This window comes from Exiguobacterium sp. s138, from assembly GCF_018618775.1.
In the GTDB taxonomy this organism is placed as follows: Bacteria; Bacillota; Bacilli; order Exiguobacteriales; family Exiguobacteriaceae; genus Exiguobacterium_A; species Exiguobacterium_A artemiae.
This window is the reverse complement of sequence record NZ_JACSMW010000003.1, coordinates 1-26640: the sequence shown is the minus strand read 5'-3', so window position 1 is coordinate 26640 and position 26640 is coordinate 1. Positions and strand designations below refer to the sequence as shown.

At 46.2% G+C, this 26640-nt stretch carries 24 protein-coding genes and 1 other annotated feature; of the genes, 14 read left to right on the top strand and 10 right to left on the bottom strand.

Annotated elements, in window-relative coordinates:
- Positions 1–50 precede the first annotated feature (50 nt).
- From murC to KNP91_RS07385, 3 genes are all read left to right on the top strand, one after another.
- Positions 51–1346: a UDP-N-acetylmuramate--L-alanine ligase gene (gene murC / locus KNP91_RS07395; RefSeq protein WP_012371118.1), complete on the top strand. Its 1296-nt coding sequence runs from the start codon at positions 51–53 to the stop codon at positions 1344–1346.
- A 171-nt stretch (positions 1347–1517) separates the two neighbouring features.
- A complete protein-coding gene (locus KNP91_RS07390; RefSeq protein ID WP_012371117.1) occupies positions 1518–2033 on the top strand; it encodes a DUF2179 domain-containing protein in 516 nt (171 codons plus the stop codon).
- A gap of 116 nt (positions 2034–2149) precedes the next feature.
- The gene (locus KNP91_RS07385) at positions 2150–2590 is read left to right on the top strand and encodes a Dps family protein (protein WP_012371116.1); all 441 of its coding nucleotides are present in this window, start codon (positions 2150–2152) and stop codon (positions 2588–2590) included.
- Positions 2591–2642: 52 nt separating this feature from the next.
- Here the strand turns inward: KNP91_RS07385 and KNP91_RS07380 are convergent, their stop codons facing one another.
- On the bottom strand, positions 2643–3755 hold the full coding sequence (locus tag KNP91_RS07380) for an aminopeptidase (protein WP_214849448.1): 1113 nt from the start codon (positions 3753–3755) through the stop codon (positions 2643–2645).
- 140 nt (positions 3756–3895) lie between these two features.
- Between KNP91_RS07380 and KNP91_RS07375 the strand changes: the two genes are divergently transcribed.
- The 4 genes from KNP91_RS07375 to ccpA all read left to right on the top strand — a co-directional run bounded on the left by KNP91_RS07375 (position 3896) and on the right by ccpA (position 7402).
- Positions 3896–4465 (top strand): DUF948 domain-containing protein, encoded by a 570-nt coding sequence (locus tag KNP91_RS07375; protein WP_114595229.1) that lies wholly within the window; start codon positions 3896–3898, stop codon positions 4463–4465.
- Entirely contained in the window at positions 4465–5025 is a 561-nt protein-coding gene (locus tag KNP91_RS07370; RefSeq protein ID WP_012371113.1) for a YtxH domain-containing protein, read from the top strand. Before KNP91_RS07375 ends, KNP91_RS07370 begins: the two co-directional genes overlap by 1 nt.
- A 123-nt stretch (positions 5026–5148) precedes the next feature.
- Entirely contained in the window at positions 5149–6234 is a 1086-nt protein-coding gene (locus tag KNP91_RS07365; protein WP_012371112.1) for a bifunctional 3-deoxy-7-phosphoheptulonate synthase/chorismate mutase, read from the top strand.
- A gap of 157 nt (positions 6235–6391) precedes the next feature.
- Entirely contained in the window at positions 6392–7402 is a 1011-nt protein-coding gene (gene ccpA, locus KNP91_RS07360; protein ID WP_114595232.1) for a catabolite control protein A, read from the top strand.
- Between the two features lie 47 nt (positions 7403–7449).
- On the opposite strand, the gene KNP91_RS07355 is transcribed toward ccpA, so the two are convergent.
- The 4 genes from KNP91_RS07355 to KNP91_RS07340 form a co-directional block, all read right to left on the bottom strand.
- A complete protein-coding gene (locus KNP91_RS07355) occupies positions 7450–8214 on the bottom strand; it encodes a FixH family protein (protein WP_214767124.1) in 765 nt (254 codons plus the stop codon).
- Between the two features lie 106 nt (positions 8215–8320).
- Positions 8321–9514, bottom strand: a complete 1194-nt coding sequence (locus KNP91_RS07350) for an acetoin utilization protein AcuC (protein ID WP_214849446.1) — start codon at positions 9512–9514, stop codon at positions 8321–8323.
- On the bottom strand, positions 9511–10143 hold the full coding sequence (locus KNP91_RS07345) for an acetoin utilization AcuB family protein (RefSeq protein ID WP_012371108.1): 633 nt from the start codon (positions 10141–10143) through the stop codon (positions 9511–9513). Before KNP91_RS07345 ends, KNP91_RS07350 begins: the two co-directional genes overlap by 4 nt.
- An 11-nt stretch (positions 10144–10154) precedes the next feature.
- Complete coding sequence (locus KNP91_RS07340; RefSeq protein WP_214767128.1) at positions 10155–10787, bottom strand: GNAT family N-acetyltransferase; 633 nt, start codon at positions 10785–10787, stop codon at positions 10155–10157.
- A 146-nt stretch (positions 10788–10933) separates the two neighbouring features.
- On the opposite strand from KNP91_RS07340, the gene acsA reads away from it, so the two are divergent.
- Complete coding sequence (gene acsA, locus KNP91_RS07335) at positions 10934–12637, top strand: acetate--CoA ligase (RefSeq protein ID WP_214767130.1); 1704 nt, start codon at positions 10934–10936, stop codon at positions 12635–12637.
- 132 nt (positions 12638–12769) lie between these two features.
- On the opposite strand, the gene KNP91_RS07330 is transcribed toward acsA, so the two are convergent.
- Entirely contained in the window at positions 12770–15382 is a 2613-nt protein-coding gene (locus KNP91_RS07330; RefSeq protein WP_214849445.1) for a transglycosylase domain-containing protein, read from the bottom strand.
- A gap of 150 nt (positions 15383–15532) precedes the next feature.
- Positions 15533–15734, top strand: a binding site (T-box leader).
- 50 nt (positions 15735–15784) lie between these two features.
- On the opposite strand from KNP91_RS07330, the gene tyrS reads away from it, so the two are divergent.
- A complete protein-coding gene (gene tyrS, locus KNP91_RS07325; RefSeq protein ID WP_214849444.1) occupies positions 15785–17032 on the top strand; it encodes a tyrosine--tRNA ligase in 1248 nt (415 codons plus the stop codon).
- Between the two features lie 48 nt (positions 17033–17080).
- Here the strand turns inward: tyrS and KNP91_RS07320 are convergent, their stop codons facing one another.
- The 3 genes from KNP91_RS07320 to KNP91_RS07310 form a co-directional block, all read right to left on the bottom strand.
- Positions 17081–17608, bottom strand: a complete 528-nt coding sequence (locus KNP91_RS07320; protein WP_214767134.1) for a biotin transporter BioY — start codon at positions 17606–17608, stop codon at positions 17081–17083.
- A gap of 118 nt (positions 17609–17726) precedes the next feature.
- On the bottom strand, positions 17727–18326 hold the full coding sequence (gene rpsD / locus KNP91_RS07315; protein ID WP_012371102.1) for a 30S ribosomal protein S4: 600 nt from the start codon (positions 18324–18326) through the stop codon (positions 17727–17729).
- A 225-nt stretch (positions 18327–18551) separates the two neighbouring features.
- Complete coding sequence (locus tag KNP91_RS07310) at positions 18552–19037, bottom strand: GAF domain-containing protein (RefSeq protein ID WP_012371101.1); 486 nt, start codon at positions 19035–19037, stop codon at positions 18552–18554.
- Between the two features lie 220 nt (positions 19038–19257).
- Between KNP91_RS07310 and ezrA the strand changes: the two genes are divergently transcribed.
- A complete protein-coding gene (ezrA, locus tag KNP91_RS07305; protein WP_214849443.1) occupies positions 19258–20964 on the top strand; it encodes a septation ring formation regulator EzrA in 1707 nt (568 codons plus the stop codon).
- Between the two features lie 66 nt (positions 20965–21030).
- Entirely contained in the window at positions 21031–22590 is a 1560-nt protein-coding gene (locus KNP91_RS07300; RefSeq protein WP_214849442.1) for an amidohydrolase, read from the top strand.
- Positions 22591–22624: 34 nt separating this feature from the next.
- Here the strand turns inward: KNP91_RS07300 and KNP91_RS07295 are convergent, their stop codons facing one another.
- On the bottom strand, positions 22625–23440 hold the full coding sequence (locus tag KNP91_RS07295; RefSeq protein ID WP_012371098.1) for an NAD kinase: 816 nt from the start codon (positions 23438–23440) through the stop codon (positions 22625–22627).
- 164 nt (positions 23441–23604) lie between these two features.
- On the opposite strand from KNP91_RS07295, the gene tpx reads away from it, so the two are divergent.
- The 3 genes from tpx to KNP91_RS07280 all read left to right on the top strand — a co-directional run bounded on the left by tpx (position 23605) and on the right by KNP91_RS07280 (position 26456).
- Positions 23605–24111, top strand: coding sequence for a thiol peroxidase (gene tpx / locus KNP91_RS07290; protein WP_148206690.1), 507 nt, complete (start codon positions 23605–23607; stop codon positions 24109–24111).
- Positions 24112–24215: 104 nt separating this feature from the next.
- Positions 24216–25124 carry a class I SAM-dependent methyltransferase gene (locus KNP91_RS07285; RefSeq protein ID WP_012371096.1) on the top strand — a complete coding sequence of 303 codons (909 nt, stop codon included), beginning with the start codon at positions 24216–24218 and terminating at the stop codon, positions 25122–25124.
- A gap of 120 nt (positions 25125–25244) precedes the next feature.
- On the top strand, positions 25245–26456 hold the full coding sequence (locus KNP91_RS07280) for an acetate kinase (protein ID WP_012371095.1): 1212 nt from the start codon (positions 25245–25247) through the stop codon (positions 26454–26456).
- Positions 26457–26640 lie beyond the last annotated feature (184 nt).

The window sequence follows — 26640 nt, the reverse complement described above, 5'->3', positions numbered from 1 at the left end:
GTACCCAAGCCCGATGGTACGGACCGGAACGTGAATTGGAGGGCTCATATATGACAAATTATCATTTTGTAGGGATTAAAGGAACAGGGATGAGTGCGCTCGCCCAAGTACTGCATGAAATGAATCATCAAGTACAAGGTTCTGATATTGACAAGCATATTTTTACAGAGGATGCCTTACGGGCAAAAGGAATTCCGTTTTTCCCGTTTAGTGCGGAAAACATTAAAGAAGATCAAGTCATCATCCAAGGGAATGCTTTTGGGGATGACCATCCAGAAATTGCTCGGGCAAAGGAACTGGATTTGACGATTTATCACTATTACGATTTCTTGGGGCATTTAGCAGATGAGTATCGGTCTGTTGCGATTACAGGATCACATGGTAAAACATCGACGACTGGTTTACTCTCGCACGTCTTGAGTGGAATTACACCAACGGCATTTCTGATTGGTGATGGAACAGGTGCCGGTGTGGCAGAAGCAAAAGCATTTGTCTTTGAAGCGTGCGAGTACAAACGCCACTTCTTATATTACAAACCGGACTATGCCATCATGACGAACATTGACTTCGACCATTCTGACTACTTTACGGGAATCGACGACGTCGTCTCGGCATTCCAAGAGATGGCGATGCAGGTCAAACAAGCAATCGTTGCTTGTGGAGATGACGAGCACCTGCAAAACCTTCAGGCGAATGTTCCGATTCTGTATTATGGTTTTGGAGAAAATAATGATTTCCGTGCAGAAAACGCGACGTCGACGCCGGACGGAACATCATTTGATGTCTATCTCCGGGATGATTTTTACGGGACGTTCCTGATTCCTGGTTTTGGCCGACACCATGTCTTGAATGCGTTGTCTGTCATTGCGATCTGCCAGTATGAAGGACTGAACAAAGAAGAAGTCGCTGCACGTCTGTCTACATTCGGTGGAGTGAAACGTCGTTTTAGCGAAACAAACTTCGGTTCGCAAATCCTTGTTGACGACTACGCGCATCACCCGAAAGAAATCAGTGCGACGATTGAATCGGCACGCAAGAAATATCCGGATCGTGAAGTCGTAGCGATTTTCCAACCGCATACGTATACCCGCTTAAAGTCATTCATGGATGATTTTGCGACATCATTACGTGAGGCGGATGCTACTTATCTGTGTGAAATCTTTGGATCGGCACGTGAGCAAGAAGGGCAAGTCCGTGTAGAAGATTTACAAGATAAAGTGCCGGGGTCTGATATTTTGACGCGGGACAATGTATCGATTTTACGTAAACATGAAAATGCCGTGTTGCTCTTTATGGGAGCAGGAGACATTCAAACGTATCAACACCAGTACGAGAACGCAAAGTAATATCGTGAAGTATAAACAGGCGCTGACATTCATTTGTCAGCGTCTTTTTTGTCGGTTTCGTGAAACAAAAAATCGGAAGTGATTTTGAGGAGAAATCTGTTGAATTTTTGATTGCATCTTGAATTGATTTTTGGAATAGTGGGGGTATGTTATTTAGAAAGGAAAGACGTCATGGGACAAATTTTACTCATCTTACTGTTGCAGCTGATTTACGTACCTGTTTTGACACTACGTACCATCATGCTCGTCAAAGGAAGAACTATCATTGCAGGTGTGTTAGGAACGGTTGAAACGTTGATTTATATCTTTGCGCTCGGAATCGTATTCCGTGACTTGACGACAGTCGGCATGATTGTCTACGCCCTTGGATTCGGGCTTGGAATTCTGATCGGAGGATTCGTCGAACGGAAGCTGGCAATCGGATACAACATGATTCAAGTGCATACACAGGACTTCCCAGCAGAGCTGATTCAGGTCATCCGGGATAACGGATTCGGAGTCACGCATTATCAAGGGCAGGGCCGTGATGGAATTCGATACCGTCTGGATGTACTAGCAGCCCGGACGAGAATGAAAGTGTTGCGTAATCTGGTCGAGGAATATGAACCAAAAGCTTTTCTTGTCGCATTTGATTCCGTTGATTTCAAAGGAGGCTATATGCTCAAGGGATTAAAACGATCCCAGTAAGGAATTTCATTATCGGTCTCTGAAAGAATCTCCCATGAAATCATGTTTAAGTTTTGTTATTTAAGGATAAAGACGATATAGAACAAAACACAGTTTTATGAGAGGAGAGATCGATCATGATTAGTAATCACGCTAAGAGTGCTTTAAACCAACAGGTGGCAAACTACGGGGTACTGTTTGTAAAACTTCATAACTACCACTGGTACATTAAAGGTCCTGATTTCTTGACGCTGCATGTAAAACTTGAAGAGTTATACACTTGGGTTTCAGAACAATATGATGTCGTGGCAGAACGTCTGTTGATGAACAATGGAATGCCTTCTGCGACGCTGAAGGAATATTTAGAGCAGACGACGCTTGAAGAAGCAAAACCGGGTTTATCGGCAGATGAAATGGTGGAGTCGGTCATCAGTGATTTCCAACAGATTCGCAAAGAAATGCTAGATGCAATCGTTCATCTTGAATCGCAAGACGTAACGGTTGAAGATGATTTGCTGGCACAAGCAAAAGAAATCGAGAAACAAATTTGGATGTTGCGCGCGACATTAAAAAAATAACTTAAAAAAGCGGATGGCTTCATCCTATGTGGAATAAGCCATCCGTTTTCCCTTACTTTAAGTTTTCAGGATTCAAGACGTCGAGTTCAGGTAAAACGAAGCGACCGTCTTTGCGAATCAAAACATCATCAAACCAGATTTCTCCGCCGCCGTAATCAGGACGTTGGATGTTCACGAGATCCCAATGGATGGATGAGTCGTTTCCGTTGTATGCCTCGGCATATGCTTGACCAGGCGTAAAGTGGAAACTGCCGTCGATTTTTTCATCAAACAAGATATCTTTCATCGGGTGTTGGATGAATGGGTTGACACCGATTGCGAATTCTCCGACGAAACGAGCTCCGGCATCTGTATCAAATACTTGGTTGATGCGTTCCGTATCATTCGCAGTCGCTTCGACGATTTTTCCGTCTTTAAACGTCAGTTTGACGTTCTCGAAGGTAAAGCCCTGGTAAGGGGAAGGTGTATTGTATGAAATCGTTCCGTTGATTGAATCTTTGACCGGTGCCGTAAAGACTTCTCCGTCCGGAATATTGGCATTGCCGGCACACTTGATGGCTGGAATGTCTTTGATTGAGAAAGTCAGGTCTGTTCCGGGACCGACGAGACGAACGCGGTCTGTTTTATTCATCAAATCGACGAGGGGCGTCATCGCTTCACCCATCTTCGCGTAATCGAGCGTACAGACATCGAAGTAGAAATCTTCGAAAGCTTCTGTCGACTGGTTCGCCAGTTGGGCCATTGAAGTCGTCGGGAAGCGCAATACGACCCATTTCGTACCTTTGACACGATCTTCGGTATGCATTTTACCGAGCGTTTTACCGTACAGCTTCATTTTGTCAGACGGGACATCGGAAAGTTCATTGATATTGTCTCCTGCACGCAGACCGATATAAGCATCCATCGCCTGCATTTGTTTTTGTTCGATGTCTGCCATCAACTGAAGTTGTTCTTCCGACGCATTGCGGTACAATTTCCGTAACACACGGTTATCCTTTAAGAGGACGAATGGAAGACCGCCGGCTTCATAAGCGGCATCAACGAGTGCTTCGACAAGTTCACGTTCGATTCCGAAATTCTCGATCAAGACTTTTTCACCAGGAGCAAGTGCTACTGAATAATTGATAAGATTCGTTGCGAGTTGTGTTAGGCGCGGGTCACGCATGAAAAGTTCCTCCTCAAAATGATGTATGTAGGTTTCATTTATCATTGTAACGGAAATAAACCATTTGGAGTAGCAGGAACAACTTCTCCGACGTCGAACTACCAACTAGACACTAGCAAAAGAAATTGGAGGCACGAACCATGGAAATTACATTAGGCGGAATTGCCGGACTGGTTGCTGCGATTGCATTCGTAGTACTCGTCATCTTCCTCGCACGCGTATTGAGCGCAGCAGGCAAGACACTTAACAACGTAGCAGATACGACAGCAGGGCTTGAGCGTCAATTAGACGGCATCATGATGGAGACGACAGCGTTGTTACACAAAACGAACCGTCTTGTCGATACGATTGAAGAAAAAACAGAATTACTTGCACCGGTTGCGAACTCGATCGAAGAACTCGGAACATCGCTCAATAAAGTAACAGATTCAGTTCGTACTGTGTCTGACACGGTCGCAGGTGCTGCCGATACAAACAAAGAACAAATCGCACAAGCTGTCCGTTGGGGATCAGTCGCGGTTGAACTGTTTAAAAAAAATAAGCCTGAACCAGGCCAAGACGTGACCTCTTCGACAACAGCTACAACAACAGTCGAAAAGAAACCGCGTCGTCGCTTCCGTAAAAAAGCAGAAACACCGGTTACACCGGAAATCGTTTCTGTCCCGGATGTCGAGAGTATTCCAGATGAGTTGAAGGGAGATCGTTCATAATGACAAAACAACATCCATACCAAGCACAAGATACTTCTAAAGGTGGCGGATTCCTTGCCGGCATCATCGTCGGTGGACTAATCGGCGCAGCAGCGGCTTTATTATCAAGTCCGAAATCGGGTCGTGAAATGCGCGGAATGCTTGATGAGCGGACAGCACCGGCACGCCAACGTTTAAACGAACAGACACAGGTCGTTCGCGAAAAAGCAGAACCACTCGTAGGCGAATGGATTCAATTAGCAAAAGATAAAGCAGCACCTGTCATTGAAAAAGCGAAAAAGAATCCGACAGTCCAGGAAGCGGCGCAATATGCCGGTTTTGAAAAAGACCAATCGAGCATCGATGCTGCACTTGCAGAAGCGGAACAACTGGTCCGTGATATCGAACGTGAAATCGGGGATGAAGTGGACGGCGCTTCTGTCGCAGAACAACTCGATACAGAAACCGTTGCAGAACTGTCGGATTTCCGTGAGCATCTCGAAGAAGAGCAGGATGATTCAGAAGATGAGGATAACGATCCTCAGTCAAAATTAAGCCATGAAAAGAAACCTAAAAAATAAAGAATCGGAGCGTACTGCCTGACTTTTAACGGGTAGTACGCTTTCTTTATATACAATTGCAAAAGAGTTCGCTATAATTAGTTGCTATTACGAGCTATATGCTGATTAGGGAGTGGTAGAAGAATGGATCAACATGCAGAATTGAAACGTTTACGGGATGAACTTGATTTAGTGAACGCTGAGTTGCTGGCGTTAATTAATAAACGAGGGGAAATAGCGGTTGAAATTGGTGAAGTTAAACGTGCCCAGGGAATCGACCGGTATGATCCGGTCCGTGAACGCCAGATGCTTGAATCGATTGCAGCGAGCAATCATGGTCCATTTGAAACAGGACGCCTACAGCACGTATTTAAAGAAATTTTTAAAGCCTCACTTGAACTTCAAGGGGAGGATCGGACACGGAAGTTGTTAGTCTCGAGAAAACAAAAACCTACGAATACAATCATTCGCATCGGGGATGATGTGATTGGTGATGGTTCCCAACAATTGATTGCCGGTCCATGTGCAGTCGAAAGTGAAGAACAGGTGTTTGAGGTGGCAGAGCAACTTGCGAAACATGGTGTTCGATTCATGCGTGGCGGTGCTTACAAACCACGGACATCACCATACGATTTCCAAGGTCTTGGATTAGAGGGATTAAAGATGTTGAAAAAAGCAGCTGATGCGCATGGTCTTCATGTCATCTCTGAAATCATGACGCCAAGCGCGGTCGAATCAGCACTTCCTTACGTAGACATCATTCAAGTCGGTGCCCGCAACATGCAGAACTTTGACTTATTGAAAGAAGTAGGGCGGACGAACAAGCCGGTGCTGTTGAAGCGGGGCTTATCGGCTACACTTGAAGAATTCATGTACGCTGCGGAATACATCATGGCAAGCGGAAATGAACAGGTGATCCTATGCGAACGCGGAATTCGGACGTATGAACGGGCGACCCGCAATACACTCGATATCTCCGCCGTTCCGATTCTCAAACAAGAAACGCATCTTCCGGTCATGGTCGATGTAACCCATTCGACGGGCCGTAAAGATTTACTTCTTCCGACTGCAAAAGCAGCGTATGCGATCGGAGCTGATGCCGTTATGGTAGAAGTCCATCCGTTTCCGGCGCTTGCGTTATCGGATGCAAACCAACAATTAGATTTTAATGAGTTCGATTCGTTCATAGAGAATCTGACTTCTACTTTTCCGGCACTAAACGTTCAATGATTTTCTAAAAAGACTGTTCTTTAGCGAATGAAAACGTTTTACAATGAGGGAAGAATGGGAAAAGAAAGTTATCTTTTCCTGTCTTCCTTTCGTGTTGCCTAAAAATGAAAACAAGAATGAAAACAAAAAGGTTGTCTAAAATAAGGAGGAATTTGTTTTGAACAGTAATATAACGATTTATGATGTCGCACGGGAAGCCGCCGTCTCCATGGCGACCGTCTCGCGTGTAGTGAATGGAAATCCGAACGTCAAACCGTCGACACGGAAAAAAGTACAGGATGCCATCGACCAGCTCGGCTACCGTCCGAATGCCGTCGCGCGAGGTCTTGCCAGTAAGAAAACGACGACTGTCGGGGTTATCGTACCGGATATTTCAAATATCTTTTTTGCAGATTTAGCGCGGGGAATTGAAGACGTTGCAACGATGTATAAGTACAATATCATCCTATGTAACTCAGATCAAAATCCTGAAAAAGAAATTCATTTGTTGAATACGTTACTTGGTAAACAAGTCGATGGAATCATCTTCATGGGCGGGCGTCTTCATGAAGATCTTGTCCGTGAATTTAAAACATCACCTGTTCCGATTGTATTGGCGGCTACTTTAAACCAAGATTATGATTTGCCGGCCGTTAATATTGATTACGAAAGTGCTGCACATGATGCTGTAAAATCTCTGATTGACAATGGTCATAAACGGATCGGATTCATTACTGGGCCACTGGAACAACAAATTAATGGCGAAAAGAAATTTGCCGGCTACCGGAGCGCCTTGGAAGAAGCTAATTTACCGTTTGATGAGCAAAACGTTGTCCTTGGAAACTACACGTACGATTCAGGTATGAAGGCGATGAACCAATTACTTGAACTCGGGGATGCTTGTCCGCGTGCGATTTTTGCAGGGACAGACGAAATGGCGCTTGGTGTCATTCACGCTCTTCAAGATGCCGGTCATCAAGTTCCAGAAGACTTTGAAGTCATCGGTCATGATAACACACGTCTTGCGACGATGATTCGTCCAAAACTGACGACGGTCGTTCAACCGATGTATGATATCGGAGCCGTTTCCATGCGTTTGTTGACGAAAATCCTCAATAAAGAAGAAATCGAGACAAACGATGTGACGTTACCACACCGAATCGAACAACGGGATTCTACACGTTCTTGATCTAAAAAAGTCTGTTCCTTTCCGATTGGAAAAGAAACAGACTTTTTTTATCGTTTAACGACGATCGTTTGGTCTTGGTGATGGTGTAATTGATCGTTCTCGACATGAAGTCGGACGATGGTCTCTCCTGGATGTGTCAATGAGACTTCACCTACGTATTGATCCGATTTTTTAGTGAGCGGCAGATACGTATGTTTTTCGATACCGGGTTCGATGACTTCAATTTGAACATCTGCCTTGAGCGGTTTGCCGTTTAGGAAAACATGAAAGGAGACGGGAAGTTTTGACCCGGCTTTCATTGTTTTAGCGCCCATGTAATGAACGGATAATCCTTCAACGGTAGCGTGTTCATGTGCATGTTCAGTCTTCTTCTTTTTTGTGCCTTCGTGCGAGTGATCCATGACGACGAATGAGATCTTATCCATATGGTGGAGTCCGTTTTTATCATTGATATGATAAAGACCTTCGTATTCGCCTTCGGCAAGCTTGGCTTCGGCTTGATAAGTACCTTTCTTTTTTAATGCCGCTTTAAACTTTTGATGAACCGCTTCTTTTTCATCCGCTTTCCAGACTTCGAAAGCTACGTTTTCCAGATTAACAGCCTTTTTGTTTTCAAGTGCTGTCGCTTGGAAAACTACTTTTTGGTTTTCCATCGTCTTCGCCGGTACATCAACTGTAACGTCGACCGGTTTTTTTCCCGAGCCTTGCATTGTATCGTGATCCATTGCTTGTTTGTCATTCGCGCATCCGGCAAGCAAAAGTCCTGTCGCGAAAAACATCCCCATGAAGCCTATTGTTTTTTTCTTCAACACGGATTCCCCCAATTTTCGTTTACTAAATAAAGTAATGAAAGCTTATTCAGTATAACAAGAACTTGTGAAATGCCCACGAAGTAATTGTGAAAAGAACAAGACATTTTTAATCATTTGAATAAGGGGAGGAGAACGATAAGTGTTCTTTTTTAGAATCATCGATGAACGGCCACAGTAATCGTTTAACGGTCTCCCAGTTTTTTTCTTCGATTTCCGGACGACGAGGAATCATCGGATACAGCGGAACAGGATCGGCCCATGTCACCGGAACCGTCGGACTCTCTTTCTGCCATCGCTGAATCCATTCTTCCGGAAGATTCCCGTGGAAGGGAGATTGATTCGTTAAAGCAGCAAATACTTGACTCCAGGCGCGAGGGACGACGCGGTACCAATCGTACCCGCCGCCACCTAAAGCGACAATCCGGCCGTCTGTGTACCGGTCAGCAGCCTCAACAGCGATTTGAGGAATCTGTTCGTAGCTTTCCATCGTTAACGACAGATGGGTCAAGGGATCAAGGGCATGTGCATCTGCACCATTTTGAGTAATGATGAGATCCGGTTTAAAGAGTTCGCATGCTTCGAACAAAACAGTCCGGTAAGCCTGCAAAAAAGAAGCGTCTTCCGTAAAAGCGTCAAAGGGAACATTCCAGCTCCAGCCGTAGCCTTCCTCTGCTCCACGCTCCGTCACCATTCCGGTTCCGGGAAATAAGTAACGTCCGGTTTCGTGAAGCGACAATGTCATGACATCCGCCCGGTTGTAAAACGCCCATTGAACACCATCACCGTGATGGGCATCGGTATCGACGTATAAAATCCGGCAATCGTATTTTTGAATCATGGCTGCCATCGCGACGGCAGTGTCGTTGTAGATACAAAAACCGGAAGCCCGTCCGCGAAAGCCGTGATGCAGTCCACCTCCGATATGGAATGTCCGCCGGTATTGACCGGACAGGACGAGTTCGCATGCTTCAATCGTTCCGCCGACGAGCAAGGCCGCACTCTCATGCATCTGGTCAAACAGCGGGGTATCCTCAGTCCCTAATCCGTACATTTGCGCCTTCATCGGAGAAAGTTCGCCGTGTCCTGCGAGTTTCACCGCCTGTATGTAGTCCGCATCGTGTATCAGCGACAATTCCTCGTCGGTTGCCGGACGGGGGACGATGCAATCGACGGTCTCGAGAGCACCGGTTGCTTCCAACAGCGACAAGGTCAATTCGAGTCGGATCGGATTAAACGGATGGGAGTCGGAGAACCGGTAGGCGGCCTCTTCCGGGCTGTAAAGATAAGCAAACTCCTTCATCGGCTCATGTCAGGACCGACGACGTCGAATCCTTCCTTTCGTAATTTTTCGATGACGCGGATTGGATTCATTGTTTGGACACGAAAAGCGACGATTCGGACGTACGGATCATTTGTCGGGTAGACCAGGACGTTTAGGATGTTGACGTTTGTTTTCGCCAGGAGTCCGGCAATTTTAGCAAGTGTTCCTGCCGTATTTTCGACGCGGACTTCGATTTGGGAACTCGGTTCAAGGGCACCAGTCAATTGGACGAATGTCCGCAACAAATCCGTCTCTGTCACTAAGCCGACCAATCTTCGTCCCCGCACAATCGGAAGACAGGAGAGACGGTGTTCGTAAAATAAGACCGCCGCATCTTCGATGAAATCGAGCGGGTGAGCGGTGATGGGTGTTCGTTGCATGATGCTTGAAACAGCATTTTGCTGATCCTTCAAAAAAGTTTCCGGGTGAAAGACGCTGCTTGCGCTTTGCATCTCCTGAAGACCAATCAGCCCGAGCAGTTCCTGACGGGCGTTCGTCACAGGCAAGTGACGGATTTTGTGACGGCGCATCAACTCAGCCGCATGAGCAATTGAATTCGTAGGTTGGATGGTGATACAGTGTGTCTTCATGATTTGTTCGATTAACATGCGATCCCTCCTTAATCGTACATGAAGCGACGGCGGAGCCGTAAGGCATCGAAATGCGCTACGACTTCAGGTGCGACATGTTTACCGATCCGTGCCATTAAACAATTGGCAGGATGCGAGGCGATTTCTGGATCGTCCGTCGGGAAAAACACCAAACCACCGTGATTCATCATCTTTTCCATGATTTTGCGGTAGTCCCAAACGGATAAACCACTTCCTTTTAAATCCCAGTGCCAATAATATTCTGTCGTTAAAATCAAATAATGTTCCATCGCCGGATCGAGCATCGAAACTTCGAGGAGTTTCTTACCGATTTGTTGTCCCCGAAAACGGGCTGCCACTTCGATGGCACCCAGTTCTAAAATATACGGATTGTTCCCTTCGCTCCATGTCTCATACGGATCGGGATACAGGAATGTTACGTAGCCGATGATATCATTTCCTTGTCGGGCGATGATGATGCGTCCTTCTTCCAACGCAGCGATCTCAACGAGTGCTTCGTGTTGCTCCGCTGGTTGTCGAAAAGCTGTCAGCCCGGGATCGAGTGTGTAAGTAGCAAGGATCTGGCTTGTGACTGGTCCTTCGATTTCCACCGGACCAAGCGATGTTTCATGAGTACGATGATTGAATTGTTTTTCAAACATGTAAGCGTCACCACCTTCTTGTTCATTATAATCGAAAGCAGCAAAAGAAAGAGAGGGATTTTTTAACAAATTGACGGCAAATGGATTGAACTACACGATAACTAGCTTATAATGTAGGAGAGAACAGTGAAGGGGAGGAACGAGACATGAAAGTTTTGAAAGCGCTTCCGGGGAAGCATTGGTTATCCGAATATGATGGTTCAGATTCATATGATTGGCAAGAAGCGGAACAGTATTTTTCGTGGTCGACGACGGGGAAAGTCAACATGGCCTACGAAGCAATCGATCGTCATGCAGAAGGTGAACGTGCCAATAAGACGGCATTGATTTATTTTGACGGGACAACGGAACAGACGTTTACGTATGCCGATATGAAAAGACTGACGAATAAAGCGGCGAACGTCCTGAAAGACGCAGGAATCGAAGCGGGAGATCGGATTTTCATTTTCATGCCACGTTCACCGGAATTGTATTTTGCCTTACTCGGTGCGTTGAAAGTCGGCGCGATTGTCGGTCCACTATTCGAAGCCTTCATGGAGCAGGCAGTCCGGGATCGCCTGCTGGATTCGGAAGCAAAAATGCTGATTACGACAAAAGCCTTATTGCCGCGTGTTCCTGTTGATGAGCTGACATCTCTCGAACAGATTTTCCTGGTTGATGAAGACGTCGAGGAAGACGATAAAATCAAGGACTTCCGACAAGCGTTTCAACAAGCATCTGAATCGTTTGAGCCTGTCTGGCTGGACCGGGAAGATGGTTTGATTCTTCATTATACATCGGGTTCGACGGGTAAACCGAAAGGCGTTTTACATGTTCAAAATGCCATGATCCAACATATGATGACAGGACGATGGGTGCTTGATCTACAGGAAGACGACGTCTACTGGTGTACGGCAGATCCGGGATGGGTCACGGGGACAAGCTACGGTATCTTTGCACCTTTCTTAAACGGTGCGACGAATGTTGTCGTAGGCGGTCGCTTTAACCCGGACTTCTGGTACAGTGTCATCGAGAAATATAAAGTAACTGTGTGGTACAGCGCACCAACTGCTTTCCGAATGCTGATGGGAGCAGGGGCGGAAGTCGCCAATACACATGATTTGTCCAGTTTACGGCATGTCCTTTCCGTAGGAGAACCTCTTAATCCGGAAGTCATCCGCTGGGGGAAAGAAGCTTTTGATCAACGGATTCATGATACGTGGTGGATGACGGAGACAGGGGCCATGATGATCTGTAACTACAAATCCATGGATATCAAACCGGGATCGATGGGGAAACCGATTCCGGGAACAAAAGCGGCTATTGTAGATGATCAGGGAAATGAGTTACCTCCGTTCCGGATGGGAAATTTGGCATTAAAAACACCTTGGCCGTCGATGATGCGCCAAATTTGGAACAATCCGCAAAAGTACGAGTCGTATTTCTTTAAAGGGTGGTATGTATCAGGGGACTCGGCTTATATGGACGATGAAGGATACTTCTGGTTCCAGGGTCGTGTCGATGATGTCATCATGACTGCCGGAGAACGTGTTGGACCATTCGAAGTGGAAAGCCGCTTAGTCGAGCATCCGGCTGTTGCAGAAGCGGGTGTCATCGGGAAACCGGATCCGGTTCGCGGTGAAATCATTAAAGCCTTCATTTCGCTGAGAGACGGTTATGAGCCGACAGAAGAGCTCAAACAAGAAATTCAAAAGTTTGTCAAAGAAGGATTAGCCGCACATGCTGCTCCGCGTGAAATTGATTTCCGCGATAAATTACCGAAAACACGTAGTGGTAAAATCATGCGTCGTGTTTTAAAGGCGTGGGAGCTGAATCTTGAAACGGGAGATTTGTCGACGATGGAAGACTGAGGAAACATCATAAAACGAGACCATCTATTTCCGGAAAAATCGGAAGTAGGTGGTTTTATTTTTTAATTTTAAAAGGAAACCTAAAAAAACACCGACTTGTTTAGAGTCGGTGTTTGAGTGACGGAACTTGGATTACTCTGCATTTTTCCGATTCTCATCGGCTTTCTTTTTGGCATCAGCTTTGGCTTTTGCTTCATCCGCTTTACGTTTGGCATCAGCATCAGCTTTGGCTTTTGCTTCATCCGCTTTACGTTTGGCGTCAGCATCGGCCTTGGCTTTTGCTTCATCCGCTTTACGTTTGGCATCCGCATCGGCCTTGGCTTTTGCTTCGTCCGCTTTACGTTTGGCATCCGCATCTGCCTTGGCTTTTGCTTCATCTGCTTTACGTTTGGCGTCAGCATCGGCTTTGGCTTTTGAGTCGTCCGCTTTCTGTTTCGCGTCAGCGTCGGCTTTGGCTTCTGCTTCTTTTTTCTTTCGATCTTGTTCGGCTTGCTTTTTCTTTTCCGCTTCCGCTTCCGCTTTTTTCTTCGCTTCCGCTTCTTTTTTCTTTTGATCTTCCTCTTTGAAACGACCGGTATTTTTGAAGTCGTCTGCACTGACAGAGGCTGGCTGATTGAATCGGGCACCTGACTTGAAGTAACTGCTGTTTGCGTTATATGTCAGATTCGCCATTTGAGCCCAAAGATTTTGTGTCCGTTGATAGTACGTCGTCGCACCCATCAAGGAGTTGTTTTGGTCATGTCCGGTCCAGACGGCAAGCGTGACACCAGGTGTTGAACCGACAAGATATGAGTCTTTGATTTCATTCGTCGTCCCGGTTTTACCTGCCCAATCACCAGGTGCCTTGAGTAATGAATTGGCATATTGCGCCGTTCCTTTATCAAAGACACCTCGCATCATATCAAGCGTTAAATAAGCCGTCCGATCCTGGTAAATCCGTTTTTTCTTTGATTTTGCTTTATAGATGTTTTTGCCGTCTTTCGTAATCTTCGAGATGACATACGGTTTGACGTATTGCCCGTAGTTGGCAAGTGTCGCATAGGCGCCGGCCAGTTCGACCGGTGTGATTTCCATCGTTCCTAACGCGGCAGATGGTGCATAGCGGATGTTATCGGGAATTTCAATTCCCATATCCACTAATTTTTGAATCGAGTTCGACATGTTCATCTTTTCATACGTTTTAACGGCAGGAACGTTAAGCGAGAGTTCCAGTGCTTCCCGGACAGTGACGTTTCCGCGGTAACGTCCGCCTTCGTTATTGATCGGGTTATCACCGGGTTGACGCGGAACGGTCTGGTAATAATATTCTTCGTCATTAATGGTGGATGCCGGTGTGATCAATCCGTTTTCAATTCCGTTTGAATAAACAAGAATCGGTTTAGCGGTAGAACCGATTTGGCGTTTCGCCTGGAAAGCGCGGTTGAAGTCATCCGCTGTCCCATCCGTGTAACGTCCACCGACAAATCCCAGTATCCGGCCGGTTTCATTTTGAACCATAACCGCAGCGGTCTCTTCCGGATCTTTTTTCGTGACGGTCTTTTTCGTTTTTGGATTAACGACTTGTTTGTATTGCGGCGCACTTGGGAAATTGGCCGCATTTTTAGCCGGTGCCTGCATCGCTTCATGAATCTTTTTATCGAGCGTCAAATGAATTTTATATCCACCTTGTTTCATGGCAATCATCGCCTGATCCCGGTAGTTGGCTTTGACTTCGGCCAGTTCAGAAGGTTTGACTTCATCCTCTTTAATCCCGTCCTGTTTCATGAAATAGCTGGTCATGATTTTAAGTGCTTCTTTTTCGGCTAAATCATAGACGTAAGGATACGTATCGCGGGAACGTTTTGAGGTTTTGGCAAAGTCCTTTGTAATATCGTATTTTACAGCTTTTTCATATTGGGCTTTTGTAATACTTTTTGCGACATACATCCGCTTCAAGACGGTTTTCATCCGATTGGTACTCGGCGTCAAATCTTTTTTGACGACCCCACCTTGAAGGTAAGGCGTATAGTAGTAAGGGTTTTTTGGAATACCGGCCAGGAATGCTGCTTGCGGTAATGTCAGTTTTTTAGCGGGTTTATTGAATACACCACGTGACGCAGCTTCGATTCCGGCGATATTTCGCCCGAGTGAATTCCGTCCGAATGAAACGACGTTCAGATATGCTTGAAGAATTTCATCTTTAGTCATTGCATTTTCGAGACGAAGTGCCAAAATGATTTCTTTCGCTTTTCTTTCAAAAGATACTTCATTCGTCAAAATTTGGTTTTTAATCAATTGTTGTGTTAACGTACTTCCGCCCGTCCGAGAAGACGAGTTCGTCAATTCCTGTAAGACGGCACGTAAAGTGGCTTTTGGAACGACTCCATCATGCTCATAGAAATCAACATCTTCCGTTGATAAAACAGCATCGAGCAGATAAGGAGAAATTTCTTTGATATTGACAGGTTGACGTTCTTCGTCTGTGGCGATGTTCGTCAGCTTTTCGCCACTTCCCCAGTAGATCTCACTCGTAACGGCGTAACTGTTTACTTGTTGTTTCATTTCTGTTAGTTTCGGAGCTTTTGTATCTTTGACGAGCGAAGCGAAATAGCCGCCAGCTGCTCCGACAGAAAAACTTCCGACCAACAGGACCCCTATAATGAGGAATAAAATGATATTCCAAGACACATCATATGTGATATTTGACCAGTGCCGAACGGCTTTCGTCCGGGGATGATTCCAAAACTTGAACCAGTTCTCGCGCATAAATGATCTCCTTTACATCTTAAACTTGGGTGTAAATTAACATTAAATCACAGATAGACGTATTATACCATAACTGAAGTATTAGAAAATGGCTTGACAGTGGATTCTGCTTCAACGTATCATGGAAACAGCTTCATCAAATGTATAGTAAAATCAGCTGTGATTGGAAAAAAGTAATGAACCGCTCCCTGTATCAGAGACCTAGTGGTGCTGCGAACTAGGACATAGCGCTTCATGAATTACGCTTCCAGGAGCTTCTTGAGAAATCAAGCGGACTGCCCCGTTATCGGCAATCTAAGTGGCATGATTTTCATGCAATTAGGGTGGTACCACGGAATATTCCGTCCCTTCGTTTCAGACGAGGGGACGGTTTTTTTTTAGACTATTTTAGGGGGAAGACAGATGACGTTACTTGAAGATTTAGAGTTTCGCGGATTGATCAGCCAGATGACGGATGAAGAAGGAATTAAGGAGTTACTTTCCAGTCCGACGACACTTTACACAGGATTCGATCCGACAGCTGATTCGCTCCACATCGGACATTTACTGCCGATTCTTGTCTTACGACGCTTCCAGGAAGCAGGACATCATGCGATTGGATTAGTTGGCGGAGCGACAGGGATGATCGGGGATCCAAGCGGTCGTTCGACGGAACGCTCATTGAATACATCAGATATCGTTGAAGAATTTGCTAACCGGATTAAAGGGCAGTTATCCCGCTTTTTACCGCTTGATGGTGAAAATCCGGTGACGATTGCGAACAATCTTGACTGGACAAAGGATTTGACGATCATTGATTTCTTACGTGATATCGGAAAACATTTCCCGATCAGCTACATGCTCGCGAAAGATTCCGTTGACTCGCGTCTGCAAAATGGGATTTCATTCACGGAGTTTTCTTACATGTTGCTTCAGTCATTCGATTTCCTGAAGCTGTATGAAAATGAAGGATGCCGCCTGCAGGTCGGCGGAAGTGACCAGTGGGGGAACATCACAGCTGGAATGGAATTGATCCGCCGTGTCGGTCACGATCAAAAGGCATTCGGGATTACCGTACCGCTTGTGACAAAATCGGATGGACAAAAGTTCGGGAAAACAGCCGGCGGAGCAGTCTGGCTCGATGCCGATAAAACGACGCCGTACGAATTTTACCAGTTCTGGTTCAACGTCGACGATCTCGATGTCATCAAGTTCTTAAAATACTTTACGTTCCTGACACCTGACGAAATCAACGCACTCCAACAGGAAGTCGAAACGGCACCGGAAAAACGCGTCGCGCAACGCCGGTTGGCTGAAGAGATGACGGTTCTTGTTCACGGAGCAGAGGCGCTTGAACAATCGGAACGCATTACAAAAGCACTTTTCAGCGGGGAAATCAAATCGTTGAAAGCAGAAGATATTGCCGATGCCTTTAAAGGCATGCCGCGTTTCACACTCGGTGAAGCAACCAATCTGGTCGATATCCTTGTTGAAGCCAAAATCAGCCCGTCAAAACGTCAAGCACGTGAAGATGTAACGAACGGTGCGATTTACATCAATGGAGATCGTGAACAAGAATTAACAAAAGAGATCACAAAACAAGATGCGATCGGTGATTTTACAATTATCCGCCGCGGGAAAAAGAAATACTTCGTGCTTGAACATACTTAAATAGAATGAAAAACAACGCTGACGATTTCGTCAGCGTTGTTTTTTTGTTTAAGCGACACGGAACAACCGGAGCGGAAGCAGTCGAACCGCGATTGTCGTTGCAAGCAATGCTTTCAGGACATCTCCCAAAATAAACGGTGTGTTGATGACCAGGGCATCCATGAAGGAAAGGTGGAGAACCAGCATTAATCCGAATGTACCAAGGACATAGACAAGACCAAGTCCAAACACAATCATCCCGATGAACAACGGCAGGAAACGGCGGGTCTTTTCAGCGACCAGACCGATGAAGAAACCGGCAATCGGAAAAGCAATCAGATAACCGACAGTCGGACCGACGAACGGGGCAAGTCCTCCTTTTCCACCGAGCAACGGGAGACCGGCAGCGGCAAGCAATAAGAAAATCAAGACAGCCAGTCCGCCGCGTTTCGCGCCGAGAATGGCGCTGACCGTCATGATGGCCAGCATTTGCAGTGTGATGGGCACAGGACCGACGAGTTGAAGTTGCGGCAACAGACTGACCGCAGAAATGATGGCAGCACCTAACGCAATAAATGTAAGATCTTTTGTTTTCATAAGATGACACGTCCTCTATGTTTTTGTGTTAACCAATATAAAATAAAGGTTAACACAAAAAAAGCAAAAGGGAAACATAAAAAAAGCACCCACCGGAGTGGATGCTTGAAACAACTGATTAACGTGAGTAGTACTCAACGACGAGTTGTTCTTGGATTTGATCGTTCAATTCAGAACGCTCTGGAAGACGGACGAACGTTCCTTCGAGCTTCTCAGCATCGAAAGTAACGAAGTCTTTAGTTGCTGGTGCAACTTCGAGTGCTTCTTTGATAACGACAAAGTTCTTCGATTTTTCGCGAACTGAGATCGTTTGACCTGGTTTCACGCGGAACGACGGGATGTCGACGCGAGCGCCATCAACTTGGATGTGACCGTGGTTGACGAGCTGACGAGCAGCACGACGTGTACGAGCCATACCCATACGGTAAACGACGTTGTCAAGACGTGCTTCAAGTAAGAACATGAAGTTCTCACCGTGGATACCAGGCATTTTGCCAGCATCGTTGAAGATACGGTTGAATTGGCGTTCGTTTACTCCGTACATGTGACGAAGCGTTTGCTTCGCTTGAAGTTGAAGACCGTACTCAGACATTTTACGACGGCTGTTACCGTGTTGTCCTGGAGCGTACGGACGTTTTGCGATTTCTTTTCCTGTTTCAGTAAGTGAGATACCGAGACGACGTGAAAGTTTCCAAGCTGGACCTGTATAGCGAGCCATAATAAGACTCCTCCTTAGTGTTCGTTATTATTTGCATAAAAATAATAACGCCATCAAACCCACGTTACGCCCATTTCATGATGTGGCACCCTCGCTTGATAGCAAAGTTACACGATGCCCCTCCGGCAAAGCCGAGTCATGAAATGTGATACGCAAGCGATTTGACCGCTATCGTTATCATTTCTGCACTTTTACAAGTATACGTCTGCTGATTCGTGCTGTCAATCAAATATGACGAAGAAGAATTTCGCTGAATGCTTCGAGACCGGCTTGATCCGTCTCATCGAAACGGCTGAGTTCAGGACTGTCGATATCGAGGACACCAATCGTTTTTCCGTCTTTAATCAACGGGACGACGATTTCCGAATTCGTGGCCGCGTCACAGGCGATGTGTCCCGGGAACGCATGAACATCCATGACGAGTTGTGTCGTCTGATCTTGTGCCGCTGTACCGCAAACGCCACGACCAAGCGGAATCCGGACACATGCCGGTAATCCTTGGAATGGTCCGAGCACCAATTCGTTTTGTTCTTGATCCATCAGATAAAAACCGACCCAGTTTGTTCGGTCGAGAAATTGACCGAGGAGTGCACTTGCATTTGACAGATTGGCAATCTGGTTTGTTTCTCCCGTCAGCAAAGCATCAAGCTGTTTATTCAACATCTCGTATTGTTTTGTACGATCGCCATCATAAGTCGTTGTCTCAAACATATAGAATTCCTCCTGAAAAATCATATTTCATTCATCTTATCGGGTTTTCCCGCGACTGACAAACAATTGATTTCAGGAATTCCGACTTAAAAATCCGGAAGAAATTAGTAAAAGCCCGAGTAAATCTATGCAAATCGGTTGCGCTATACTATTATAAGGATAAGATTAAAGCGAATTTCTCAAAATATAAAGTCGCTTGATAGGGTGGAGGTCGTAGCAAATGTGGGCATGGGTGATTGGCGTCATCGTCATCGTATTACTCGTCATGCTGTTCAGCATGGTCAGTCGGAAAAAATATTATACGAAAATCGATGAACTTGATCTTCGGAAACAAGGAATCATCAGCGCGTCGATTCCGAAGGAGTTGCAAGAACTGAAGGAACTCCCGATGGCGGGTGAGACGGAGACGAAATTCACTTCCTGGCATCAAGCATGGGAGGAACTCGTGACAGTCCACGTCGCACAAATCGACGAGACATTATATCGAGCGGAAGAAGGATTGGATCGTTACCGGTTTGTTGCGGTCAAAAATGATCTGGAAGTGACAGAACAATTAATTGCCGAACTGGAAGGATTAATTGATGAAATGCTGGCAGAGATGTCAACATTCAAAACGAATCAGTCGGTCTTGGCGGAACTCAAGGCGCAAGGCGAAACAAATTCGAGCCAAGTTCGTAAATCGCTGTTGTTGCAGGCGACGTCATTCGGACCTGCATTACCTAATTTAGAAGAGCAGGCGGAACAAATCGACCGGTTACGCGTCGAGATGGTTGCCTTTGAAGAGGCGGGCGAAGTGACGAAAGCTTATGAGACCAGTCTGTTACTGGAAGCAAAAGTAGAAGAAACACGCCAACTCGTCGAAGTGATTCCGCAACAATGGAAGACACTTGCGCATGAATTACGTCAACGGATTGACCAGCTCAGTGCCGGATACAAAGAAATGACGCTTGACGGTTATCCGCTTGAACCTCTCGGAATGCAGTCGGATATCAAACGGTTTGAAGAACAACGTCTGAGCCTCGTCAAAAAACTCGAATTCCTGGAAATCGCGGGACTTGAAGAGCAGGTGCAACAACTCGCTTCGGATATCGATCAAATGTACGATACATTCCGGCGGGAAGTCGATGCAAGACATCATGTCAAAAAAGAAAATCAATCATTGAAACAAAAAGCATTACGGATGCGGGAAAAGGTCCATCAACTGGCGCAGGAATTCAGCATGCTCCGTGAGAATTACGAGATTTCAGCAGATTTAGGGGAACATTACGAATCGATTCAGCGCGATGAAGAAATGTTGTTCGGAGCAGCAAAAGATTTAGATGAATCGATTGCGAGCCGGATCATTCCTTTCAGCATGCTTGAAGATCAAATGCGGGATGCGGTCCGTTTGGAAGAACAGCTGATGCTTCAATATGAACGGTTCGCTGTTGAACTGCAGGCATTACGGAAGGAAGAAACGGAAGTCCGTCAACGTGTTGCCGAGTGGCGTCAACTGTTATCGACCATCCGATTACGCTTAAAACGACTCGGTCTCCCGAAAATTCCGGCAGACGTCGAAGAGGCTTTGCAGGCATCAAGCCGTTCACTGCAGACACTTGAGATGCGGTTGGAAGAGTTACCGTTTAACGTCCATTACATCGTTTCGCAAAGTGAAGATGTCAACGGAACGTTTAAAATATTGCAAGAACGGATAGATAAAGTAGTATTCGAAGTCACGTATGCAGAGCGACTCGTCCAATACGCCAATCGATTCCGTCGACAAGATAACGAGATACATATGTCGTTGACGATTGCTGAGACGAAGTTCCTTGCAGGAGACTATGAACGGACGATTGCGTTAGGGGAACAAGTGTTACAACAGTTTGATCCTAATTCGATTGAACGTATTCGAAAAGCATGCGGTCAACCGGAAACGATGCATGCATAATCATCACTGACAATTCAGGGTGGCCGTCCAGGTCACCCTGTTTTTGTAAAAAAAGGAGCGATTGAGATGGGGAAACTGTATGTGAACGGAATCATTCGAACGATGTCGCATGAAACAGACATTCATTCGGCGATGTTCGTTGAAGGAACGCGTATCATTGCAATGGGGGAAGAAGGAAAGTTACGCCGACGGTTCGGAAGACGGATTCTGTCAATCGTTGACCTGAACGGGAAAGCTGTTTACCCGGCCTTCACGGATGCGCACATTCATTTAATCGGATACGGAGAAGCGATCGGGCGGGTCGATGCATCAAACTATGCGACACTTGAGGAATTAGGAAAAGCATTTGTTGAGGCAGAGGCAATCAACGGGTTACATGTGGCGGAAGGGTACGATGAAACGAAGCTTGACCGGGCGCCGACGAAAGCATGGTTAAACCAACTGTTCCCGACAGAACCAGCGCTCTTAAAGCGGACGGATCGGCATACAGTCCTCGTTAATGATGTGTTATTCAAACAGCTGGGGTATAAAGCCTCAACTGTCGTCGAAGGCGGGAAAATCGGATTACTTGAATCAGGAGAAGCAGACGGATTCCTTTACGATGCAGCGATTGAACCGCTGTACGCCTTACAATCCGGATCGGTCGAGCGGAATAAATCCTCGTTGCGGTCGGCAATCAAAGACTTGTACCGTCACGGAATTATTGCTGCGCATACGGAAGATTTAGCGTATCACGGTGATTTAGAAGAAGTCCTGCAGGCATACCGGGAGGTGACGGAAGAAACAGGCTTCCATGCCCATCTGCTTGTTCATCATTTAGTCATCGATCAACTCATTCAGATGAATCCCGTGTTGCCATCGACCCTGTCGACCGGCGCAATGAAACTTTTTGTTGACGGAGCGCTTGGCGGACGAACAGCATTGCTTGGCAGAGGATACTCGGATGATGCGACGACACGCGGCATCGAAGTCCATTCGCCGGAACAATTGGAACAACTCGTCAAACGGGCCCGGAGTTACGGCTTCACGGTGGCGGCACATGTCATCGGCGATTTGGCGGTCGAACGTTTTGTCGCCGTCCTCGAAAAATATCCGGCGCCAAAAGGAACACGGGACCGTATCATTCATGCGACGGTCGTCCGTCCGGAACTATTGGCACGGATTCGTAAATTGCCGGTCTTGATTGACGTCCAACCTGTCTTCCTGCTCGATGATGCAGATTTTGCGCAGGAACGTCTTGGTCTGAACCGTCTCGATTGGGCTTATCGATTGAAGTCACTGAGGGAAACGGGAGCGCTTCTATGTGGCGGATCGGATGCGCCGATCTCGAATCCGGATGTCCGGCGGGCCTTGTATGCCGCGACGACCGGAACAGCAGGGAACATCAATAAAACGAATGAAGTTTTGTCGATGTATGAAGCGTTATTATTGTTTACGAAAAATCCGCATATCGCGACGGACACCCACGGACGAAAAGGAATGTTGCTTCCGGGTTACGACGCGGACTTCGTCATTTTCGAACAGGATTTTTATACGTTACGCGGGGAAGCTGTTTTGCACAACCGCTTGCTGGAAACTGTTCAAGCAGGTAAAACAGTCTTTGAGTCGGCACCGGTCATGAATTAAAATAAAAAAACTGCCAATCGGCAGTTTTTTTATTTTATAAGAAAGAACGTTGGATTTTATGCCAAAATGTATTATTCGTTAATTTAACGGTCTTCAGTTCTTTTTCCGATAATTGAATATCGACAGAATCTGTCCGTTTTAAGCTGAGCGCCTCATTATCCATTCCGATGATCGGATAGTCGTTGCCGTCTTCGATGATACGTAAAGACAATTTCCGACCGCGGTTTAAGAGGAACGCTGAACCGAGTGTCCGGTAACGGTTGTTGTTGACGGACGCAATCTCACTGACTTGCAGACAATGGATCAATGGATCGACGATGGCACCTGACAATGATTTGTTGTACGCCGTTGAGCCGGTTGGTGTCGAGATGACCATACCGTCCCCGCGGAATGTCTCAAACAGGAAACCGTCAATGTAAACTTCGATTGCCAGTGACTTGATGATGCTCGATTTAACGGAACACTCGTTCAGACACAGCATGGCTGGACCACCGTTGATCGAAGCTTCAAGCAACGGATAGCGGCGGACTTCAATTTCGCCTTCTGAAGCGCGGCTGCCGGTTTCTTTGAAAATCGCTTCGACTGAAGACAGATCGTTGATGTCGAAATCACAGTAAAATGAATTTTGTCCTTCACCAAACCCGACATAAATGGCATCTTCCCGGAATCCCGTAAAGCGGGCCGCCTGAAGAAAGGCACCGTCTCCGCCGACAGAGACAATGATGTTGGCTTGTTTGTGATCCTGGACGACGTTCAATCCATACCGATTTCCTACTTCAATCAGTTTACGTACCTGCGTCTCGTGTCTTTGTTTATTACGGTAATACAGGTAGACATTGTTTCGAGCCATGGTCAATTCCCCCTTGAAAGCGTTTCATGAACTCTTTCATTATACCTGTCTTTGACAAAAATCGGTACTGATAGCTTAAAGCACGGGCAGAAATCTTGTGTTATCGTGGCAGTATTTTTATAGTAGAATGGAAAACGACATATGAATCTATTGGGAAATGGGGAATTTACATGGCAACATTTAAAGGCAACGCAATCACATTAATCGGAACACCTGTTGAAATCGGACAAGAGGCACCGGATTTTGAGGTTCTAGCAAACGACCTTTCACCGGTGACACGCGATACGTATGAAGGAGTCCGCATCATCAGTGTCGTGCCGTCAATCGATACAGGTGTCTGTGATGCCCAAACACGTAAATTCAACGAAGAGGCAGCAGCGATCGAAGGTGTGACGGTCTTGACGATTTCAAACGACTTACCGTTTGCACAACGTCGCTGGTGTGCAGCAAGCGGCCTCGATAACGTCGTCACACTGTCCGACCACCGCGATCTTTCATTCGGTACACAATACGGAGTAGCAATCGAAGAACTTCGTTTGCTCGCCCGTTCCGTATTCGTCATCGATGCGTCAAATGAAGTCGTCTACGCGGAATATTTAGAAGAGTCAACGAACGAAGTTGATTTCGATTCGGCACTTGCAGCTGCTAAAGGCGCAAAAGCAACGAAGTAAGAATAGTTTACAAACGGCGTAAAACCGCTACAATGAAAGTAATGAGAAAAAACGGCTCCCAAGAAGTGCGGGGGCCGTTTCGTTTTGGAAAGGGTGGGAAACATATGGAATCGTTAGAAAAATTATATAAAGAACTGACGCAACAAGCACGTAAGTTAGAACGTGATTTGGACATGCCTTATCTTGAAGGATTAACGGAAGTCATTGACCGCTTAAATGAGCGGCATACGGAAAACGTGGAACCGGAAACAGTCCGCAAAGCGGTTTCCCTCGCAATTCTTGAAGGAATGAAACAAGCGCAACCGAATCATTTGCCGACACCGGACAGCGTTGCATTGTTTGCGGGTTATTTAATCGGGAAATTAATCAAGAAGGAGGATGTCCGTTTACTTGATCTCGGCAGCGGAACCGGCGGCATGTTGCATGCTGTCCTCAGTCAACTTCCAAAAGATACGGTTGCCGAAGCCGTCGAAGTGGATGAAACGTTGATTCGATTATCGGCATCGGTTTCGGAATTAATGGATTATCCGGTCAACTATACGCATCAGGATGCATTACGTCCGCTCCTGCTTGATCCGGTCGATTTGGCGATGGCAGACTTGCCGATTGGCTACTATCCGGATGAGGAAGTTTCAGAAACGTACGTTTTAAAACGGGACGAAGGCATGAGTTACAGTCACTTCCTGTTGATTGAACAAGCGATGAATTATGTCAAGCCGGGCGGGTTTGGTGTGTTCGTCATTCCGAATGGACTTTTTCAACATGATACAGAAGGTAAACTGAAGCAGTATTTCGAAACGAAAGCACATGTCGTCGGAATCCTCCAATTACCATTGACGATGTTTAAACAGGAGCAAGCGGCTAAAAGTTATCTGATAGTCCGGAACCACTTGGCGGGCATGACGATGCCGAAACAAGCATTACTGGCCGAGTTACCGTCGTTTACGGATGCCCGTGCGTTTGGCGGAATGGTGAAACAGATTGATGAATGGATTAACACAGAATTAAAATGAAATGCGCAAAGTGATTGAAATCTGTCGTTAATTTGACTATTCTAGTGTAGAACAGAAAAAGAGCAAGACTCATACAGATGTGAATGTCGATCGATTTGAATGGAAAAGGGGAAATAAATCATGGCAAAGATTATGGCAGTAAACGCCGGTAGTTCGTCACTGAAGTTCCAGTTACTTGAGATGCCGAACGAAACGATGATTGCAGTCGGTTTAGTAGAGCGCGTCGGAAAAGACGATGCCATCTTTACGATTAAATACGGAGAAGGACAGAAATTCACAGACGTTCTTCCACTTGCAACACATAAAGAAGCAGTTGAATTGTCACTTGAGAAGCTGATGGAATTCGGCATCATCTCATCATATGATGAGATTAAAGGTGTCGGACACCGTGTCTTACACGGGAAGGAAAAATACGCGGACTCTGTCATCATTACAGAAGACGTCATGCAAGATATCGAATCGTACACGGAGCTCGGTCCGTTGCACATTCCACCAAACTTGATCGGGATTCGCGCATTCCAAGCGATCTTGCCAAACGTACCGCAAGTCGCAGTCTTCGATACAGCGTTCCACCAAACAATGCCGGAAGAAAACTTCCTTTACAGTCTGCCGTATGAGTACTATACAGAGTACGGCATCCGCAAATACGGTTTCCACGGAACAAGCCATAAGTACGTCACAGAACGTGCCTCTGAACTGCTCGGCCGTCCGTTACAAGACTTGCGTCTGATCTCATGTCACCTCGGAAGCGGAGCGTCAATCGCAGCCGTTGCCGGCGGTGAATCGATTGACACAACGATGGGCTTCACACCACTTGAAGGAATTACAATGGGTACGCGGTCTGGTTCACTTGACCCGGCTCTGATTCCGTTCTTAATGGAGAAGACAGGGAAAACAGCAGAAGACGTCTTGAACGTCATGAACAAAGAATCTGGTATTTACGGTCTGTCTGGTCTTTCAAGCGATTTGCGTGATGTCCAAACAGCTGCAAAAGAAGGAAATCACCGTTCAGAAATGGCGCTTCGCATCTTTGCGAACCGGATCCACGGCTACATCGGACAATATGCAGCCGAGATGAACGGAGTCGATGCGATCATCTTTACAGCAGGTGTCGGTGAAAACTCGGATTCGATCCGCGAGCGTGTCTTACGCGGTCTTGAGTTCATGGGCGTTTACTGGGATCCATCACTCAACAACGGTGCACGCGGCGAAGAATTATTCATCAACTATCCGCATTCACCGGTCAAAGTCATTATCATTCCAACGAATGAAGAATTGATGATTGCCCGCGATACAGTTCGTGTAGGTGGATTGGTTGAACAAAACGCATAAGTAAATCAAACGTCTGGATGACAACGAAAGTTGTGTTCAGGCGTTTTTTGTTTGACGAATTGTAATATTAAGTGCAACACCTAGCTGAAAACACAAAAAAAACCCATAACGGCCTCGTGTAGAATAGAGTTACCACACAAAATTCAACGGAGGATTCGTTATGAGCTATATTCATCTTACCATA

What these genes read in the sequence shown, in the direction of transcription:
- murC (WP_012371118.1), top strand. Translation starts at nt 51, where the DNA reads ATGACAAATTATCATTTTGTAGGGATTAAAGGAACAGGGATGAGTGCG.
- KNP91_RS07390 (WP_012371117.1), top strand. Translation starts at nt 1,518, where the DNA reads ATGGGACAAATTTTACTCATCTTACTGTTGCAGCTGATTTACGTACCT.
- KNP91_RS07385 (WP_012371116.1), top strand. Translation starts at nt 2,150, where the DNA reads ATGATTAGTAATCACGCTAAGAGTGCTTTAAACCAACAGGTGGCAAAC.
- KNP91_RS07380 (WP_214849448.1), bottom strand. Translation starts at nt 3,755, where the DNA reads ATGCGTGACCCGCGCCTAACACAACTCGCAACGAATCTTATCAATTAT.
- KNP91_RS07375 (WP_114595229.1), top strand. Translation starts at nt 3,896, where the DNA reads ATGGAAATTACATTAGGCGGAATTGCCGGACTGGTTGCTGCGATTGCA.
- KNP91_RS07370 (WP_012371113.1), top strand. Translation starts at nt 4,465, where the DNA reads ATGACAAAACAACATCCATACCAAGCACAAGATACTTCTAAAGGTGGC.
- KNP91_RS07365 (WP_012371112.1), top strand. Translation starts at nt 5,149, where the DNA reads ATGGATCAACATGCAGAATTGAAACGTTTACGGGATGAACTTGATTTA.
- KNP91_RS07350 (WP_214849446.1), bottom strand. Translation starts at nt 9,514, where the DNA reads ATGAAGGAGTTTGCTTATCTTTACAGCCCGGAAGAGGCCGCCTACCGG.
- KNP91_RS07345 (WP_012371108.1), bottom strand. Translation starts at nt 10,143, where the DNA reads ATGTTAATCGAACAAATCATGAAGACACACTGTATCACCATCCAACCT.
- KNP91_RS07340 (WP_214767128.1), bottom strand. Translation starts at nt 10,787, where the DNA reads ATGTTTGAAAAACAATTCAATCATCGTACTCATGAAACATCGCTTGGT.
- acsA (WP_214767130.1), top strand. Translation starts at nt 10,934, where the DNA reads ATGAAAGTTTTGAAAGCGCTTCCGGGGAAGCATTGGTTATCCGAATAT.
- KNP91_RS07330 (WP_214849445.1), bottom strand. Translation starts at nt 15,382, where the DNA reads ATGCGCGAGAACTGGTTCAAGTTTTGGAATCATCCCCGGACGAAAGCC.
- tyrS (WP_214849444.1), top strand. Translation starts at nt 15,785, where the DNA reads ATGACGTTACTTGAAGATTTAGAGTTTCGCGGATTGATCAGCCAGATG.
- KNP91_RS07320 (WP_214767134.1), bottom strand. Translation starts at nt 17,608, where the DNA reads ATGAAAACAAAAGATCTTACATTTATTGCGTTAGGTGCTGCCATCATT.
- rpsD (WP_012371102.1), bottom strand. Translation starts at nt 18,326, where the DNA reads ATGGCTCGCTATACAGGTCCAGCTTGGAAACTTTCACGTCGTCTCGGT.
- KNP91_RS07310 (WP_012371101.1), bottom strand. Translation starts at nt 19,037, where the DNA reads ATGTTTGAGACAACGACTTATGATGGCGATCGTACAAAACAATACGAG.
- ezrA (WP_214849443.1), top strand. Translation starts at nt 19,258, where the DNA reads ATGTGGGCATGGGTGATTGGCGTCATCGTCATCGTATTACTCGTCATG.
- KNP91_RS07300 (WP_214849442.1), top strand. Translation starts at nt 21,031, where the DNA reads ATGGGGAAACTGTATGTGAACGGAATCATTCGAACGATGTCGCATGAA.
- KNP91_RS07295 (WP_012371098.1), bottom strand. Translation starts at nt 23,440, where the DNA reads ATGGCTCGAAACAATGTCTACCTGTATTACCGTAATAAACAAAGACAC.
- KNP91_RS07285 (WP_012371096.1), top strand. Translation starts at nt 24,216, where the DNA reads ATGGAATCGTTAGAAAAATTATATAAAGAACTGACGCAACAAGCACGT.
- KNP91_RS07280 (WP_012371095.1), top strand. Translation starts at nt 25,245, where the DNA reads ATGGCAAAGATTATGGCAGTAAACGCCGGTAGTTCGTCACTGAAGTTC.